Origin of the sequence: Endobacterium panacihumi (assembly GCF_050847465.1) — a bacterium.
GTDB classification, from domain to species: domain Bacteria; phylum Pseudomonadota; class Alphaproteobacteria; order Rhizobiales; family Rhizobiaceae; genus Neorhizobium; species Neorhizobium panacihumi.
Window position 1 is genome coordinate 321,358 of the sequence record NZ_JBOZRA010000001.1, and the last position, 16,290, is coordinate 337,647.

Here is a 16,290-nt window from a genome sequence, read left to right on the forward strand (position 1 = left end):
GGCCTCGCTTAGCTTCGAAAACATCAATTGCAGAGGCATTCATGCGCGATCTTTCCACCTACAAGCCTGCCGCTCCCGCACCCGTCACGCTCAAGGGTCGTTTCGTTACCCTGGAACCTTATGAGAGGGCAAAACATCTGGCCGAGCTGTGGGATGCGCTGGGCGGTGCCGATGCCATCAACGAACTGATCCGCTATTTTCCCAACGACCACTACGATACGGCCGAGGCCTTTGGTGCATGGCTGGACAATGTGCGCGACAATTCCGGTTTCGTGACGCTGGTTGCCCGCGAAAACGCCACGGGCAAGGTGGTGGGCATGGCAAGCTACATGCGGCCGGACCCGAAAAACGGCGTGGTTGAGGTCGGCTCGGTGGCGCATGGTGTGGCGATGAAACGTTCGCCGATGTCGACCGAACTGCATTACCTGATGGCGAAACACGTGTTCGAGGATCTCGATTACCGTCGTTACGAATGGAAGTGCCATAACGAAAACGAACCGAGCAAGGTGACGGCCAAACGTTATGGTTTCTCCTTCGAAGGCGTCTTTCGCCAGCACCTGATTTCGCGTGGTGAAAACCGCGATACCGCGTGGTTTTCGATGATCGACAGCGAATGGCCGGTGATCGGCAAGGCTTTTGAAGCCTGGCTTGCGTCGGAGAATTTTGACGCGGACGGTCAGCAGAAGCGCAAGCTGGAAGATATTCGCGCCGAAATTTCGAAGGATGTTTCTGCATGACGCCCGAAGCGAAATCGCAGGCGATCGCCGCAGCCCTCATTCTCGGCGGCGCCATGGTGGTGATCTATTTCATGCCGTCGCTTGTGTTGTGGATCGGCGATTTTTCGCCGGTTCTGGCCGTCATTGTCGGCACGCTGCTGATCCTGTGTTTCTTCTGGATTTTCTGGTTGCGGGCACGGTATCAGAGGCGGCGGGATCGTCAGGACGTGTAGCCCATAACAAGCCCCAGCAACGCAGATGCCCTTATGGCTCCTACGGGATTGTCATGAGCATTCTTGTAGAGCCACAGTGTGACCAGCCATATGATGAAGATCACGCCGGCTGCGATAGCCAGAATGATCCCCAAAACCGGTTTCAGCATCATGGCGGCGCAGGCTGACAGCAGGACAAGCCAGAAGATCAGATCTTCTTCCCAATGCGAATTCCTGCGCCGACGCTGATCGGCCCAGCGTCTTCTCAGGTGATTGCGCAGTCTGCGCCGTTTCCTTTTGAGGCCGATTATAGACCGGCGCATCGTTACGTTTGACTGCGAAAAAGCCCATGCCGTGCCGGCGAGCACGCAGGTGATGTGCAGGAGGGCCCACAACAGGCAGGCGGTCGCCGTTTCCTCCAACGCGGAAAATGCCTCGCCGCTGAATATGCGACCAAGCACGAAGGTTGTCATCGCCGTGAAGGCGACGGTCAGTCTTGCCGGCCATTGCCAGCCACGGGAATGTGCCGTTGTAGGGTTTGTTGCTGGGGGCATTGCAAAGGCTGTTGGCTTTATATTGCTATGATGGTGTCTAAGGTCGTTCGATCAGTAGGTCACGGGCATTGTCATCACGTAACCCATGGCAAAGCTGAAGATCGTGGCAAAAACAATGCTGCTTTTCGGTCTGGTGGGTGCATCCCGATAATATGGCGTAACGATGTAGACCATGAAGAGTGTGACGGCCGTGATCAGGAAGGCGAGCGTCATACCGAATGAGGTGAGGCAAATGATCAATCCGATCACCACCATGATGGGCCAGATCATCCCGGCTTCGGCTTTTCGATAGTCTTCGCGACTGCGGTCGCCGATCCAGCGGCGGCGCAGATGAACCCGCAATTTCGACCACTGTCGCGCAAGACGGAGGGTGGGCTTCCGGAGTCTGTCGCTTATCCAATCCATGCAGCAACCCAAGAGCAGGCAGATTGCCTGAAAGCCAAACCACAGAAGCCAGAGGGCTCCGACAGATTGCCATGTCGGCACGGAGCCTGCGGCAAAGGCGCTGCCGCCGATAAAGCCTGTCACCATCACCAAAGCGACGGCTGCGGTCGTTATCAGCCGCCATCCCTGTGAATGTATCGTCAAAGCTTACTCTTCCGCGCTCATCGTCCCACCCCCTTGATCTCCCCCGGCAATATGGGTTCACCGCCGAAGAAGTCGAGAATCACACCTGCAACGACGCACCCAGCAGCGACAGGCCCATCAGCACGAGGAAAAGGGCGGCGACGATCTCGACGCCGAGCGTGATACGTTCGCCGCGGCGCGAGCCGGGACCGGCAAAACGCACAGCGATATCCTTGGCCGTGACGGCGAGCGTGGCCAGGATGGAGACGGTGATGGCGGTGCCGATCGACATCGCAAGCACCGACAGTGCGCCGCCAAGATAAAGCCCGTTCAGCAGCGAAAAGGTCATGACCAGAATGGCGCCGGAGCAGGGACGCATGCCGACGGCCAGAATGGCCGACCATGCTTCGTGCAGGCTGAAATCCTTGGCCCCCATGGCGGCCGCATCCGGCATGTGCATCTGGCCGCAATCGGCGCAGACATTGCCGGGCTCGAGATCGTCATGACTGTGCACTTCGACCGCTTCGAAACGCAATCCGGTCGGGCCGGTTGGGGCTGCCATGGCAAGGCCCTGCAACGGCATCGTGCGACGCAGCGACCAGATTTTTCGCGTCAGCAGCCAGAGGCCGAACAGTGCGATCATGGCAAAGCTTGCGACTTCCATCGCCCATGTGGCGCGCGTCAGCGTGATGCCGGTGCCACGCAGGGCAAAATAGGCGACGACGACGAGCAGGATGGCGGCGACGCCCTGCAGCAATGCCGACAGGAAGGAGATCGCCATGCCGCGTTTCAGCGCGGTTTCGTTGGCGATCATGTAGGACGAGATGACGGCCTTGCCGTGGCCGGGGCCGGCGGCGTGGAAAACGCCATAGGCAAACGAGAGGCCGATCAGGCCGGACAGCGCCCACGGATCTTCGCGCATCGCCTTCAACGCGCCCGTCAGCGCCCGGTAAAAGCTTTGCTGGTAGGTGTTGATCCACTGGAAATAGGGGGCGAGTGGTCCGCCGATGGAAAAACTGGGTTCTGCCGAACCGACGCCGAGCGGCGACTGCGCGTGTGCTGCGGTGGCGATCAACAGCGTGCCGAAAATGACGAGCGTGAGACGTCGCAGGCTCAGCATGACACCTCCATGCGGGTGGCGAACAGTTTGGTCATGTCGGTGCCGGTCGGATCGTTGAAAAAGGCGTCGGTCAGCGTGTCCTTGTTGGAGGCAATGACCTCGTCCGGATCGGGGCGGACGACGCTGTGCTTGCAGGCGGCAAAAGCCTTTCCTTCTACCTTCAGGTCCTTGTCGGTCGGAAAGTTGACGGCGGTGTACATGGAGGGATCATAGACACCGAAGGCGAGCTTGCCCTTCAGTGGTACCTGCTTCGACGGTTTGACCGCGAAGATGACGAGGATCTGGCCTTGCTGCCATGTCACATGGATGATCCCCGGCTTGGTTACCGGCACATCCTTGCCATCGACGGAGATGGTCGTGAAGTAGTGAAAATCCTCCATCGACGCGCGCATGGTCTCGCCAAGTTCGGCAAGCTCTTCATTGTCTAGCTTGAGGTCTGAATTTTTGTCGAAATCAAGCATCACGCTGGAGGAAAACACTTCGTCGAAGCGCCAGACATTGCGCAGCTCGGCCAGATTGCCGTCTTCGCCGGCCACCACTTCCAGCCGCGCATCCAGAAAGATGTGCGGATGCGCCAGCGCCGGCAGGGGCAGGGCGCAGAGTGCGGCGGCGGCGATGATCGATCTGGAAAACTTCATGCTTCGGCTTCTTTGTCCAAATGGTGCAGGTGGAGTGACCCGCAAATAAGACGGAATTTCGGCTCCCTGATGACAGTAACGTTATTACGCCTGCATCACGCCTGAACCTTGCGGAACCATGCGGTCAGAAAATCCACGAAACTGCGCACCTTGGCCGGCAGGTAGCGGCGGTGGGGATAAACGGCATAGATGCCGCGATCCTTGACGATATAGTCGTCGAACAGCGTCACCAGCTCACCGGACTGGATATAGGGCAGCACGATGAAATCCGGTACGATGGCAGCACCAAGGCCGGCCTGTGCGGCGCGAAGTGTCGCCTGCGGGCTGTTGACCTCGATGGGACCTGCGACGGGCACGGACAGCGCGCCGCCATTCGGGTCCTGAAAACGGATATTGTTGTGCGAGCGGGTATTGGTATCGACGATAAAGGGTTTGCCGGTCAGGTCGCTCGGGTGATCGAAAGGGCCGAAACGGGCGACGAAATCCGGCGTGGCGACCGCATAAACCCGGAAATCAGACAGTTTTCGCGCAATCAGACCCGAATCTTCCAGTCGGGTGATTCGGATGGCGAGATCGAAACTTTCCTCGATCAGGTCGACGAAGCGATCTTCGGCAACGATTTCCAGCGCGATTTCCGGGTTTGCGACGGCAAAATCGATCAGCGACTGGCCGACCGGCGCATCGATGAAGGTGCGCGGCACCGACACGCGGATGCGGCCCTTGAGGTCGGCATTGTTCTCGCGCACCAGGTCGGCGAGGTTGTCGATCTCTTTCAGAATGTCGGCGGCGGTGCGGAAATAGGTGTGTCCCGCTTCGGTCAGCGAGAACTGCCGGGTCGTGCGATTGAGCAGCAGCGCGCCAAGATCGTCTTCCAGTTCGCGCACATATTTCGACAGAAGCGCCTTGGAGCGGCCGGTGCGGCGGGCGGCGGCGGAAAAACCTTCCGCTTCGACCACGTCGATAAAGGCGCGCATGCGGGTGAGTGTATCCATCGAAGTGTTTGCTCCGGTTCGCAAATTGGCTTTCACGGCCAGCAAGACGTCAGCCAGCCCGGAAACACAAGGGGCGCGTTTCCATATGCCTGTCTAATTCTGCCCCATTGTTCATGCAAATTCCCCCTGCCTGCGTCGTGTTAAGATTTTTGGCCAAGGTTCAAAAAAACGCTTGATTATGACGGCGAATATTCTTATCTCCCGCCTTGCCCAAAGTCGCACGTGCCCATGGGTGTCCGCCGACCCTCGAATTGAGATTTATCTCTAAGGTGAGGTCATCGGTAAGGTACCTGGAACTAACCCCTCCAGTCGCTATTCCGGCCAACCGGGAAATGCGAGGACGCCTGAAGCAACGACGGTGCGGGCCTTTTAAGTCTCTGCATGCTTTCCATCAGCATGCAATTCTGTAGAGGCACACCTGAATTGCCGGAAGTGCGGTAGGGACAACCCTCCAATCAATGGCAGACAAAGCGGATCAAAGCTCTTGGCAGGGCGTTGGTCCATCGATCGCGCGTTTGAGCGTGCAAGGTATCGGTGTCTCCAAAGACCGGTGCCGACGCATCCTCATCCGTCCTTTGTCCTCTTGCCGGAGCGTGGTGCTCCAGAGGGTTTGAACGATGACTGCACGTATCCTCGACTTCCTCCGTACCGAGCGTCCAGAAGGCCCTTGCCTTGTTGTCGACCTCGACGTTGTGCGCGACAATTTCAAGGCTTTCCGCCACGCACTGCCGGACAGCTCGATCTACTATGCCGTCAAGGCAAACCCGGAACCAAAAATCCTCGAACTGCTCGCCTCCATGGGCTCGAGCTTCGATTGCGCTTCGGTTGCCGAAATCCAGATGGCACTTGCTGCCGGCGCCACCGCTGACCGCATCTCCTTCGGCAACACCATCAAGAAGGAACGCGACGTTGCGCGCGCCTTCGAACTCGGCGTTGGCCTGTTCGCTGTCGACAGCCACGAGGAAGTCGAAAAGATCGCCCGTGCCGCTCCCGGCGCCAAGGTGTTCTGCCGCGTCCTGACCGATGGTGAAGGCGCCGAATGGCCGCTGTCGCGCAAGTTCGGCTGCGTGCCGCAGATGGCCGTCGACGTTCTCGTCTACGCTCACCAGCTGGGCCTCGAAAGCTACGGCGTTTCGTTCCACGTCGGTTCGCAGATGACCAAGGTCGATGCCTGGGATTCGGCTCTGGCCGATGCCAAGCGCGTCTTCTCGTCGCTGGCCAAGCAGGGCATCGTCCTGCAGATGGTCAACATGGGCGGCGGTTTCCCGACCAAGTACCTGCGCGACATCCCGAAGGCCGAAGAATACGGCCAGGCGATCTCCGCTTCGCTGCGCAAGCACTTTGGCAACAACCTGCCGAAGACGATCATCGAGCCGGGTCGCGGCATGGTCGGCAATGCTGGCGTCATCAAGGCGGAAGTCGTTCTCGTTTCGCGCAAGTCGGACAATGACAACCATCGCTGGGTTTTCCTCGACATCGGCAAGTTCGGCGGTCTCGCCGAAACCATGGACGAGGCGATCCGTTACCCGATCCGCACCACGCGCGATCAGGACCAGATGGAGCCCTGCGTTCTGGCCGGCCCGACCTGCGATTCGGCTGACGTCATGTACGAAAAGAACATGTATCCGCTGCCGCTCACGCTGACGATCGGCGACGAAGTTCTGATCGAAGGCACCGGTGCCTATACGACGACCTACTCGGCGGTTGCCTTCAACGGCTTTGATCCGCTCAAGGCCTACGTCATCTAAACCTGACGTAAAACAGTTCGCGGTTCCCGATCCTCCAGGCGGGGGCCGCAAATCCACAATGATCTGACGACACCGTTTGAAACGGTTTTGAGTGCGGGAGGCCAAGATGGCCGCTGTTCTTGATTCTGTACGCGCATTCCTTGCGCCGAAATCCAAATCCTTCACGATTTCCGCTGAAAATGCGGCCGATATCGTGGCCCGTGAAAACCTGCTCGATCGCGCCATGGGGGCTGATCGCCGCAAGAAGTCGTCGGAAAAGATCCGCAACAACCGTCTGCCGGCCGAGGGGCTGGCGCTGGTTGCCCGCGATGCGACCGGCCATGTCATCGGCACGGTTCGCCTGTGGAACATCGAAGCCGGTGTTGCCGCCGATGGTGCACCTGTCGATGCGCTGCTGCTTGGGCCGCTTGCGGTCGATCCGGCCCGCGAAGGCAAGGGTATTGGTGCAGCATTGATTCGTGCGGCCATTTCGGAAGCCACCAAGCGTGGTCATGGTGCCATCATCCTTGTGGGTGATGCGCCCTATTACCAGAAATTCGGCTTTTTTGCCGAAAAGACCCGGCATCTCGTCATGCCCGGCCCCTGCGACCGCGCCCGTTTTCTGGCGCTGGAGCTGAAGGCCGGCTGGCTGGATGATGCCGCTGGCATGATCGTGGCGAGTGGACGCAAGCTGGCCTGACACGTGTCACGGCAATACCGGTGGTGTTCAGCCTTCCGGTATCTGCCATTCATGACATGACACAGGGAAGGTGTGTGGCGGCTCACCTTTTGCAAGATGGGGCTTCACGGCTCCGCGTATCTCCGATCCTGCCCGACCCCGTCTCCCGAAAGGGAGGCGGGGTGTTTTGTTTTCGCAGTCCGGTGGCCGGCCATCCGCCGCGATCCTCTCGTTTTTAGAATTATCTAATTTGTGTCTTTTATGCCGCAACCGTCACCCGTTAACCGGGTCTTTGATCCTGATCAAACTTAATTAACCAAGGGAAGTTTATCTCTCCTCCATTGATTGGCCGGTTTGAAGGATGGGGGCTGAATATGATTAAGGCACGGATTATCAACTACTTAGCTGGCGCAAGCGTCGCATTTTTTGCAATGGGCGCTGCTGCTGCCGATCTGGCCGAACCGCAGGCGGCACCGACGGCTTATGAAGCACTGTCGACCAAGAGCCCGTGGCAGATTCGCGTTCGCGCCCTTGGCGTCATCACCCATGACAGCGGTTCTATCGATCAGGCGGCGGGCGTTGGGCTGGAATATTCCGACTCGGTCGTTCCCGAACTGGATATTACCTATTACTTCACTGAAAATTTTGCTGCCGAACTGATCCTCGGCACCACCTATGCCAAGATTGAAACCACCGGCGCACTGGCTGGTGTCGATGTTGGCAAGTCATGGCTGCTGCCCCCAACCCTTATGCTGCAGTATCATTTCACCGATTTTGGCGCGTTCAAGCCGTATGTCGGTGCTGGCGTCAACTATTCGCTGTTCTACAACCAGAAGGAAAAGCCCGGTTTTACCGGTCTCGACGTCGACAACAACTTCGGTGCCGCCGTTCAGGTTGGTTTCGACTATATGTTGGACGAGCACTGGGGCATCAACTTCGACGTTAAGAAGATTTTCTTGGAAACCGACTGGAAAGTCGACAGCAGCCCGCTGACCGGCTCCCCGGCTCTTTCCGGCAAGGCCAAGATCGATCCGTGGCTGATCGGCGCAGGTGTCACCTACCGGTTCTGACGCGAGAACAAACCGGTAGGGGGCCGGCCGGCGCAACGGAGGCGGCGTCGGCCAACTCCCTTTTGAAGATACTTGACGCGGGTGCCGAAAGGTGGCCCGCGTCTTTTCGTTTGCGGCTCCTTGCCTGTCTTTTGAAGGCAATCCTGAAAATCACGCTCACTTGACATTTATTCGACTTGTAATCATATTTTCGAAAGTACAAATATGGCGTGTCCTCCTGTGGGACACTCGGGCATGACGCCCTGAAGCCCCGTCCTGACATGAAGTTGGGGCGGGGTTTTCATTTTTTCGGATTCACGGTGTTTCACCTTGGTGTGAGCAACGGCTTTGCGCCATGGTGACGCCCATTCTACGCCCTAGCTTGTGGGAATGTTGACACGTCGCTCCGCACTCGCATCGCTGCCCTTCCTTATTCCCGCCGCCCACGCTTTTGCGCAGGGGGCGCCTGCCGCCACAGGCCTGAAGGCCGTGCTCGATAATGCCACTAACCTGTCGCCGCTCAAGGTCGTGCTGGTGAACCGCGAGGGGAAACCGCTGGCCGAACGCGCGTTCAATGGCCATTCTCTCAACGGCTCCACCAATATCAAATCGGCGTCGAAATCGATCATTTCGGCCATGGTCGGCATTGCGATCGGTAAGAAGCTGCTGGACGGGCCGGACCAGAAGATCGCGCCGATCCTCAAATCTGCCCTGCCGTCCAATCCCGATCCGCGCCTGAGCGACGTCACGATCGGCAATCTCCTGTCCATGCAGGCCGGTCTGTCGCGCATGTCGGGACCGAATTACGGGCGATGGGTGTCGAGCAGCAACTGGGTGCGGTTCGCGCTGTCGGAGCCGTTCGATGGCGAGCCGGGCGGGTCCATGCTCTATTCCACCGCCTCGACGCATCTGCTTTCCGCTATCCTGACGCGGGTGGGGCGCAAGTCGACGCTGGAATTGGCGCGGGAATGGTTTGCACCGGTGGATGATTTCCGCATCGGCTCGTGGGAACGGGATCCGCAGGGTATCTATCTCGGCGGTAACCAGATGGCGATGACGGCGCGATCATTGCTGGCCTTCGGTGAACTGTACCGCAATGGCGGAAAGACGGGCGAGGGGCGGCAGGTGATCCCGGCAGACTGGATCGCCACGTCATGGCAGGTGCGCACGAATTCGCGCTTTTCCGGCGATGGTTACGGCTATGGTTGGTTCAACCGCACGATCGGCGGCGAAAATGTCTGGTTCGGCTGGGGATATGGCGGACAGATGGTCTATGTCGTGCCGTCATTGCAGATGACGGTGGTGATGACATCTAATGAAAGCGGTCCGTCGGCGCGCAATGGCTACCGCGATGACCTGCATGCGCTGCTCGGCAACATTATCGGCGCCGTGCGCGCCGCGTGAGAATCAGGCCGTCGCCAGCCAGATCATATGACGCGCGCCGCCGCCCTTGCCACGGCCATTGGCTTTCGCGCGAGCTTCCTCGACCGTAAAACCCGAAGCCTGCAGGCGACGGGTGAATTTCGGATCGGGTGCCGATGACCAGACGGAGAGTACACCGCCGGGTGTCAGCGCGGTCTTGGCGGAGCGCAGGCCACGCGGGGCGTAAATCTGGTCATTTTCATCACGCGTCAAAGCCTCAGGTCCGTTGTCGACATCGAGCAGGATCGCATCCCATGCCTTCGGGCGGGCATTGATCAGATCGGCAACATCGTCTTCCCTGATCGTCACGCGCGGGTCGGACAGGCAGTCGCCATAAACGTCCGCCATCGGGCCACGGGCCCATGCCACCACGGCCGGCACCAGTTCGGCAACGGTGATCTCGGCATCCGCTGGCAGTTCCTTCAATGCCGCCCGCAGGGTAAAACCCATGCCCAAGCCGCCGATCAGCATCTTCGGTTTCGCGCGCCCCTTGATCTTTTCCCACGAAAGTTTGGCAAGCGCTTCCTCGGAGCCACTCAGGCGGCTGTTCATCAACTCGTTGGTGCCGAGCATGATGGAAAATTCCGAGCCGCGCTGTTTCAGCCGCAATTCGTCGCGTCCGCCGGGCACTTTTGCCGTGTCGAGCACTATCCAGGGGATCATCGTTTTCTCCGTCTTCGGCACCTGCCGTGCCGGCGTTATGACGGTTTGGGCGGTTGATCGCAACGGCTAGAGAAAATCCGCAGCGAGAAAAGCAGGTTAGCAGTAAATCCCAAGAAACGGCCAATAATTGCTCGCATTAAGCGAGTGTTTGTCACCTTTTGTAAAGGACAGGTTGCCTACACTTCGCTCGGAAAGATGGGGTGAAGGGATGGCATTCGATCTGCGCACGGTTTACGCGATGACGGCACTCGCCTGTGTGATCATGGGCGCGGTGCAGCTTGCCGCCTATTCAACCGGCCGGTTCGGCCGCTGGCTGGCCTGGTGGAGCGCCAACAACATCCTGCTGGGTTTGGCATCCTGCCTGATTGTCTTGCGCGAAATCGCTCCGGATTTCCTGTCGATTTCGGTGGGAAACACCATGACGATCGTCGGTAGCGCGCTGTTGCCGATTGCCGTGCGGGAGTTTGCCGGACGCAGAACCAGCATGTGGATCGTCCTGCTGATAACGGTATTACCAAGCCTTCCCTATTTTCTGATCTTCACCGAGCCTTCTCAATCGATGCCACGGATCGTGTTCTCATCGGCCGTCTGCGCGCTGTTCGATATGGCGGTTGCCTGGGAGGCACGCCGGATGGCGCGTGAGGAAAAGCTCTATTCGGCAGAACTTGCCTCCGGCCTCTTTGCTTTGACGGCAACACTATATGGTTCGCGTGCGGTGATGGGCTGGTGGGGTAGTCTCGGTGGCGGTCCACTGTTTCACAATGGCGATCAGTTGCATGCCGCGCTTGGCCTCGTTGCCATGCTGCTGCTGACGCTGCGCTGCATGGTGATCATGATGATGGCGACCGAGCGTACGCAGTTGCAGCTGGAAAATGCCGCCTATCACGATCCGCTGACGGGTGTGCTCAACCGCGCCGGCATGAGCCAGGCCTTCAATGTGCTGACGCGGCGGCCGTTGGCTGTGCTGGTCATCGACATCGACAATTTCAAACAGCTCAACGATAGCTGCGGCCACGCTATGGGTGACGATGTGCTTAAGGCATTTGCCACAGCGGCGCACAGCGCCGTGCAGCCCGGCGACCTGATCGCCCGCCATGGCGGCGATGAGTTCGTGGTGGTCTTACCTGACCGCACGCTCAACGATGCGGCCGGTCTGGCGCAGGATATCCGCAGCGCGTTTTCGGCGGCAACGGACGGCATGGCACAGGCGTGCTGTGTTCGTCCGACGCTCAGCATCGGTGTGGCGACCGGTCAGATGGACGAGGCAGACACGTTGCACGCCATCCTCCACAAGGCCGATCAGGCGCTTTACCGCCGCAAGCGGGAAGGCCGTGACGGTGTCGATGTGTTTTCGGAGGAGTTGCAGGCAGCTTGATAATCAAGCCGCCCCAAAAAGATCAGGCGGAAATATCGACCACGCCGCAATCGCCGGCATCGGATGCGAAGGCGAGGCGTTTGCCATCGCCGCTCCAGCTGAAGCCGGTAATGCCACCCTTGCCGGGACGGCGCAGCAGTGCTTCCTTGCCGTCGGACAGGCGCACACCCAGAATCATGCCGTCGATATAACCGATCGCCAGCACTTCTTCGGCCGGGTGGAAGGCAACCTGCGTGACCATGATATTGGCGCGGGTGCCGAGTTCCTGCGGCGCCTTGCCCATCGGACCATCCTTGCCGGCAAACGGCCAGACGATAGCGGCCGGCGCACCGGATGAGGCGAGCCACTTGCCTTTGGGCGACCAGGACAGCGATTTCACCTTGGCGGGATAACCGGTCATGCGCATATGGCGGGCATCACCCGCCTTGCCGTCGAGCTTCCAGCCGTGCAGGGCGTTTTCCACCATCATGGTGACGAGGAAACGGCCATCAGGCGAGAAGGTGACGCCGGTATGGGCGCCCTTCCATTCCAGATCCTGCGCCGGCGCATTGGTGCCGACCCAGTGCATGGATACGCCGTTGTAACGGGCGGCGGCGATGCGCATACCCTTGGGCGCAAAGGCGATCGCCTCAACGCTGCGTTCCTCGGTGAATTCCTTGGTGGTGCCATCGGCCAGCTTCACGAAGCTCGACTTGCCATAGGCATAGGCGACAGCATTCTGCGGGCCGCCGGCCACGACATTGATCCATTTGCGCGGTGCTTCTGCGACCAGTGTGGTCGAACCATCCGGCGCGATGCGCAGAACCTTGCCGTCTTCGCCGCCTGTCAGCAGCGAATTGCTGAAGGGATCACGCACGAAGGTGAGAAGGCCTTGATGGGCTTCCTCGACCTTTTCGCCGCCATCAAGGCGGTGGATCGTGCCGGCAGCGGTGGCAAAAAACGGGATGTCGCCGACGAAGTGAACCCCGACGACATGGCCTTCAAGATCAAGCGGTGCAACAGTCGGCATCAGTGGATATGTCTTTCACGCATGGATTTCGTCTATGACCGCTTGGTCGGTATGGGTAATCAGGCCGGTGTCTTTTCCGTTGCCTGGCAAGCAAGGAAGCTTTGCTCGATCTTGGCGAAATCGAGATTGCGGCCGATGAAGACGAGGCGGCTTTCGCGCTTTTCGCCATCCTTCCACGGACGCTGGTGATCGCCTTCGACGATCATGTGCACGCCCTGGACGACATAACGTTCCTCGTCACCCTTGAAGGCGATGATGCCCTTGAGACGCAGAATGTTCGGGCCTTCCGTCTGGGTTATCTTCTGGATCCAGGGGAAAAAGCGTTCCGGGTTCATTTCGCCGCCGCGCAGCGAGATGGACTTGACCGTCAGATCATGGATGGCGGCAACGGCGCCCGGCGAATGGTGGTGATGGCCGTGATCATGTTTGTGGTCATGATGATGATCGTGGCCGCAATCGGGACCGCAGGTGTGGTCGTGCCCATGATCGTGGTGATGATGGTGGTGCCCATGGTCATGATCGCAATCCGGGCCGCAGACATGATCATCATGGCCGTGCTCAAGGAAATGCGGATCGTTTTCCAGCGCACGCTCGAGGTTGAAGGCGCCCTGATCGAGCACGCGGGCCAGATCGACGCCCGAACGGGTGGCCTTGTGGATGCGGGCGGTCGGGTTGATGGCGCGGACGATCTCCTCGATCACCGCAAGTTCTTCCGGCGTCACGAGATCGGTCTTGTTGATAACAACGACATCGGCAAAGGCGATCTGATCTTCGGCTTCGCGACTGTCCTTCAGGCGCAAGGGCAGGTGCTTGGCGTCGACCAGCGCGATGACGGCGTCGAGCTCGGTCTTGGAGCGAACGTCGTCATCCATGAAGAAGGTCTGCGCGACAGGAACCGGATCGGCAAGGCCGGTGGTTTCGACGATGATGCCGTCAAAACGGCCGGGGCGGCGCATCAGTCCCTCGACGACGCGGATCAGGTCGCCGCGCACGGTGCAGCAGACGCAGCCATTGTTCATTTCGTAGATTTCTTCGTCCGACTCGACGATCAGGTCGTTGTCGATGCCGATTTCGCCGAACTCGTTGACGATGACGGCGTATTTCTTGCCGTGGCTTTCGGAGAGAATGCGGTTGAGAAGCGTCGTCTTGCCGGCGCCGAGATAGCCGGTCAGCACGGTAACGGGAACGGGCTTTGCGGTGGCTGCTTCGGTCATGGAAACCTCGAGAGATTTTGGGGCGCTATCGCGCGGAATTTTTAGGACCCGGACATCCGGTCCGCCCCATATAAGAGCAAGCGGGAGCGAGTTCAAAGGGTTTAATGTTATAAGATGACGGTGGGGTGATCAGGTTCCCTTGTCACGGAAGAACCTCGGCGTCAGTTGAGCGAAGCAGCTTGTCCATGGTCAACAATGGTTGCTGGCTTGTTTTGGCGTAGGCGTAATGAAAGCAATCGAAATTGCTGAGATGACGTTTTCCGATCCCGTGTTTTTCGGCCACTTCGACGGCATGGTGCAACAATTCGCGTGGAGCGCCTGACTCTTTTATTTCTATTCCACGTATGTCCAGCCAGTCCGTCACGACGGCGGCTGCCTGTTTATAGCTGCAATCGAGTTGATCGGGTCGTGAAAGCACGATGATTGCTTCCCAGGCGGCGAGTGGAGATATGTATGGTGAAGGGGCTGTCGACAGAGCCTGCTCATAATCAGCAGCGGTGTCTTCGCCTGCCATGATCGAGACAACAGCGCAGGCGTCGATAAACATCAGTTCTTGCCCAGATCGTGGTCAAGTTCCTGGTAGGCTTCAGGTGGGACTGGTTTGCGGCCCTGTTTGAACGAGAGGCCGTGCTCCTTGAGAAGCCGGCGGGCTGTCTCTGTCGGTGTCTCCTGATGGTTACGTCTGTTCAAGGTTTCCTGCAACGCGACAATCACTGCCTCGGTGACAGACGTTCCATCTATCCGTGCCAGTTCCTGCGCCAGCGCATCTGCTTTTTCACTGCGAATATTCAAAGTCATCGGTCTGACCTCAAGCGAATGCTATATTCTCGCACATCCGATTGTCAGCGACTACCTCAAAACCGAGGGGTCAAACTGCGCCACATCCCGCAAAAGCTCGATGATCCCCGTCACCGCATGTGCCACCAATTGCTCGCCGCGTTCGGCGGTGGCGGCGCTCGCATCGCCGGCCACGCCCTGTTCATTGAGGTCGCTCATCTTCCAGCCAAAAGCATGCCGACCGTAGGCGCGCAGATGTTTGTAGTCTTTCGCAAACGCGGCCTGCCCCGACCCAAATTTTTCCGCCTTGGTCATGTCCACATGGTCTGGCCACAGTGCCAGCATGACCGAGGTCTCGATATCGCCGCCGTGGATATCGATCGCCTTGTCCTCCGGTGCGATCCAGCCCTGTGGCTGGCCGAAACGCGTCCAGCTTGTCGCCACCGCCAGCATGTTGAAACGCACGCGGGCTTCGGTTGCCACGATGGTCAGAAGCGGTGAATTGCCGCCATGGGCGTTCAGCATCACGAATTTGCGGATGCCTTTTTCGTGCAGCATTTCGGCGATGCCGAGCCAGCGTTCCACCGCTTCTCTATAACTCAGTGTTTTTGTGCCCGTCACATCCATATGCTCTATGGAATAACCGACTGATTCGACCGGCAGAAACGTGGCAGGCAAATCCTTCGGCAGTTGCGGGATGATGCGTTCGACCAGACCTTCGGCGATCAGCGCGTCGGTTTCGAAGGGCAGATGCGGGCCGTGCTGTTCGTGGGCGCCGAGCGGCAGGACGGCAATCCAGTCCCGGTGCGCTTCGGGTGACAGGTTAGGGGCGTTCATGTCAAAACGCGGTTCCGGGTATCTGGCCGGATGTTGCGGAGGCATGGTCTTGGGCATCTGGCGATGGTTCCCGGCTTTCGCTATGGATGTGCATCCTATATCGGCAAGGCATCTGCATGGCAAAGCCGGCTTGAGAGGCCAAGGGAAGGGGCAGGTAGGTTAAGGGCATGAGCAAGAAAAAGGCCGAGAAGAAGAACAAGGGGCTGAAGAAAAAGGGCGCGTATGAAGCCGTCGATATCGCGCCGGCGATCACCCAGGCTGCGCGTTCCATGCGCACCGCTCTCAGCCACATGCTGTCGGACAGCGGGCTTTATGCCGGTCAGGACGGAGTCATCATGCTGCTTGCGGAAGAGGATGGCATGACGCCCGGGCATCTGGCCGAAAAGCTCGGCGTCAAGGCGCCGACCATGACGCGCACGATCGGTCGCATGGAGGCACAGGGTTTTTTGGAGCGCCGTGCCGATGAAACCGATGGCCGCCTTGCCAAGGTGCACCTGACCGAACTCGGCCTCAAAAGCGTCGAGCAGATCGAGCGGTCAGCCGCCGGATGTGGCGCGCTCGCGGCCAAGGGCCTGTCCGACAAGGAGGTGAAGACGCTGATCAAGCTCTTGCGCACCGTGGATGAGAACCTGCAGCCCGGCGACGACTGAAAGTCGCACATAAACTTCATTTCAAAGGTTGCGAAACGGAATTAAATTGTTTTAATAATTTAATTCCCGATTGCGCCTCCGTTTGGTGC

The 16,290-nt window shown here is 59.0% G+C and carries 19 protein-coding genes; 8 read left to right on the top strand and 11 right to left on the bottom strand.

Translation table 11 applies throughout. The annotated features are described in order from the left end of the window. Positions 1–41 precede the first annotated feature (41 nt). The gene (locus ACRQ1B_RS01515; protein WP_432291910.1) at positions 42–737 is read left to right on the top strand and encodes a GNAT family N-acetyltransferase; all 696 of its coding nucleotides are present in this window, start codon (positions 42–44) and stop codon (positions 735–737) included. Then, the gene (locus ACRQ1B_RS01520) at positions 734–949 is read left to right on the top strand and encodes a hypothetical protein (RefSeq protein ID WP_432291911.1); all 216 of its coding nucleotides are present in this window, start codon (positions 734–736) and stop codon (positions 947–949) included. Before ACRQ1B_RS01515 ends, ACRQ1B_RS01520 begins: the two co-directional genes overlap by 4 nt. Here ACRQ1B_RS01520 and ACRQ1B_RS01525 read toward each other — a convergent pair. The 5 genes from ACRQ1B_RS01525 to ACRQ1B_RS01545 all read right to left on the bottom strand — a co-directional run bounded on the left by ACRQ1B_RS01525 (position 937) and on the right by ACRQ1B_RS01545 (position 4,799). After that, positions 937–1,482 carry a hypothetical protein gene (locus ACRQ1B_RS01525; RefSeq protein WP_432291912.1) on the bottom strand — a complete coding sequence of 182 codons (546 nt, stop codon included), beginning with the start codon at positions 1,480–1,482 and terminating at the stop codon, positions 937–939. The genes ACRQ1B_RS01520 and ACRQ1B_RS01525 overlap by 13 nt on opposite strands. A 51-nt stretch (positions 1,483–1,533) precedes the next feature. Next, a complete protein-coding gene (locus tag ACRQ1B_RS01530) occupies positions 1,534–2,070 on the bottom strand; it encodes a hypothetical protein (RefSeq protein WP_432291913.1) in 537 nt (178 codons plus the stop codon). A gap of 79 nt (positions 2,071–2,149) precedes the next feature. Further along, a complete protein-coding gene (locus ACRQ1B_RS01535; RefSeq protein WP_432291914.1) occupies positions 2,150–3,169 on the bottom strand; it encodes a nickel/cobalt transporter in 1,020 nt (339 codons plus the stop codon). Then, entirely contained in the window at positions 3,163–3,807 is a 645-nt protein-coding gene (locus ACRQ1B_RS01540) for a DUF1007 family protein (protein WP_432291915.1), read from the bottom strand. Before ACRQ1B_RS01540 ends, ACRQ1B_RS01535 begins: the two co-directional genes overlap by 7 nt. A gap of 95 nt (positions 3,808–3,902) precedes the next feature. Then, the gene (locus tag ACRQ1B_RS01545) at positions 3,903–4,799 is read right to left on the bottom strand and encodes a LysR family transcriptional regulator (protein ID WP_432291916.1); all 897 of its coding nucleotides are present in this window, start codon (positions 4,797–4,799) and stop codon (positions 3,903–3,905) included. Between the two features lie 617 nt (positions 4,800–5,416). Between ACRQ1B_RS01545 and odc2 the strand changes: the two genes are divergently transcribed. The 4 genes from odc2 (at position 5,417) to ACRQ1B_RS01565 (ending at position 9,658) form a co-directional block, all read left to right on the top strand. Next, on the top strand, positions 5,417–6,547 hold the full coding sequence (gene odc2 / locus ACRQ1B_RS01550; RefSeq protein ID WP_432291917.1) for an ornithine/lysine decarboxylase: 1,131 nt from the start codon (positions 5,417–5,419) through the stop codon (positions 6,545–6,547). A 106-nt stretch (positions 6,548–6,653) separates the two neighbouring features. Further along, entirely contained in the window at positions 6,654–7,226 is a 573-nt protein-coding gene (locus ACRQ1B_RS01555; protein WP_432291918.1) for a GNAT family N-acetyltransferase, read from the top strand. Between the two features lie 410 nt (positions 7,227–7,636). Next, complete coding sequence (locus tag ACRQ1B_RS01560; protein ID WP_432293786.1) at positions 7,637–8,275, top strand: OmpW/AlkL family protein; 639 nt, start codon at positions 7,637–7,639, stop codon at positions 8,273–8,275. Positions 8,276–8,644: 369 nt separating this feature from the next. Then, complete coding sequence (locus ACRQ1B_RS01565; protein ID WP_432291919.1) at positions 8,645–9,658, top strand: serine hydrolase domain-containing protein; 1,014 nt, start codon at positions 8,645–8,647, stop codon at positions 9,656–9,658. 3 nt (positions 9,659–9,661) lie between these two features. On the opposite strand, the gene ACRQ1B_RS01570 is transcribed toward ACRQ1B_RS01565, so the two are convergent. Further along, positions 9,662–10,339, bottom strand: coding sequence for a spermidine synthase (locus ACRQ1B_RS01570; protein ID WP_432291920.1), 678 nt, complete (start codon positions 10,337–10,339; stop codon positions 9,662–9,664). 208 nt (positions 10,340–10,547) lie between these two features. On the opposite strand from ACRQ1B_RS01570, the gene ACRQ1B_RS01575 reads away from it, so the two are divergent. After that, positions 10,548–11,714 carry a GGDEF domain-containing protein gene (locus ACRQ1B_RS01575; RefSeq protein WP_432291921.1) on the top strand — a complete coding sequence of 389 codons (1,167 nt, stop codon included), beginning with the start codon at positions 10,548–10,550 and terminating at the stop codon, positions 11,712–11,714. Positions 11,715–11,736: 22 nt separating this feature from the next. On the opposite strand, the gene ACRQ1B_RS01580 is transcribed toward ACRQ1B_RS01575, so the two are convergent. The 5 genes from ACRQ1B_RS01580 to ACRQ1B_RS01600 all read right to left on the bottom strand — a co-directional run bounded on the left by ACRQ1B_RS01580 (position 11,737) and on the right by ACRQ1B_RS01600 (position 15,551). Further along, entirely contained in the window at positions 11,737–12,723 is a 987-nt protein-coding gene (locus ACRQ1B_RS01580) for a WD40 repeat domain-containing protein (RefSeq protein ID WP_432291922.1), read from the bottom strand. A gap of 59 nt (positions 12,724–12,782) precedes the next feature. Continuing rightward, positions 12,783–13,937, bottom strand: coding sequence for a CobW family GTP-binding protein (locus tag ACRQ1B_RS01585; RefSeq protein WP_432291923.1), 1,155 nt, complete (start codon positions 13,935–13,937; stop codon positions 12,783–12,785). A 142-nt stretch (positions 13,938–14,079) separates the two neighbouring features. Beyond that, positions 14,080–14,484, bottom strand: a complete 405-nt coding sequence (locus ACRQ1B_RS01590; protein ID WP_432291924.1) for a type II toxin-antitoxin system VapC family toxin — start codon at positions 14,482–14,484, stop codon at positions 14,080–14,082. Next, positions 14,484–14,735: a type II toxin-antitoxin system VapB family antitoxin gene (locus tag ACRQ1B_RS01595; protein ID WP_432291925.1), complete on the bottom strand. Its 252-nt coding sequence runs from the start codon at positions 14,733–14,735 to the stop codon at positions 14,484–14,486. Before ACRQ1B_RS01595 ends, ACRQ1B_RS01590 begins: the two co-directional genes overlap by 1 nt. Positions 14,736–14,786: 51 nt before the next feature. Beyond that, on the bottom strand, positions 14,787–15,551 hold the full coding sequence (locus ACRQ1B_RS01600; RefSeq protein ID WP_432291926.1) for a creatininase family protein: 765 nt from the start codon (positions 15,549–15,551) through the stop codon (positions 14,787–14,789). Positions 15,552–15,718: 167 nt separating this feature from the next. Here ACRQ1B_RS01600 and ACRQ1B_RS01605 point away from each other — a divergent pair, with 167 nt between their 5' ends. Next, positions 15,719–16,201, top strand: coding sequence for a MarR family winged helix-turn-helix transcriptional regulator (locus ACRQ1B_RS01605; RefSeq protein ID WP_432291927.1), 483 nt, complete (start codon positions 15,719–15,721; stop codon positions 16,199–16,201). The last annotated feature ends 89 nt before the right edge of the window (positions 16,202–16,290 follow it).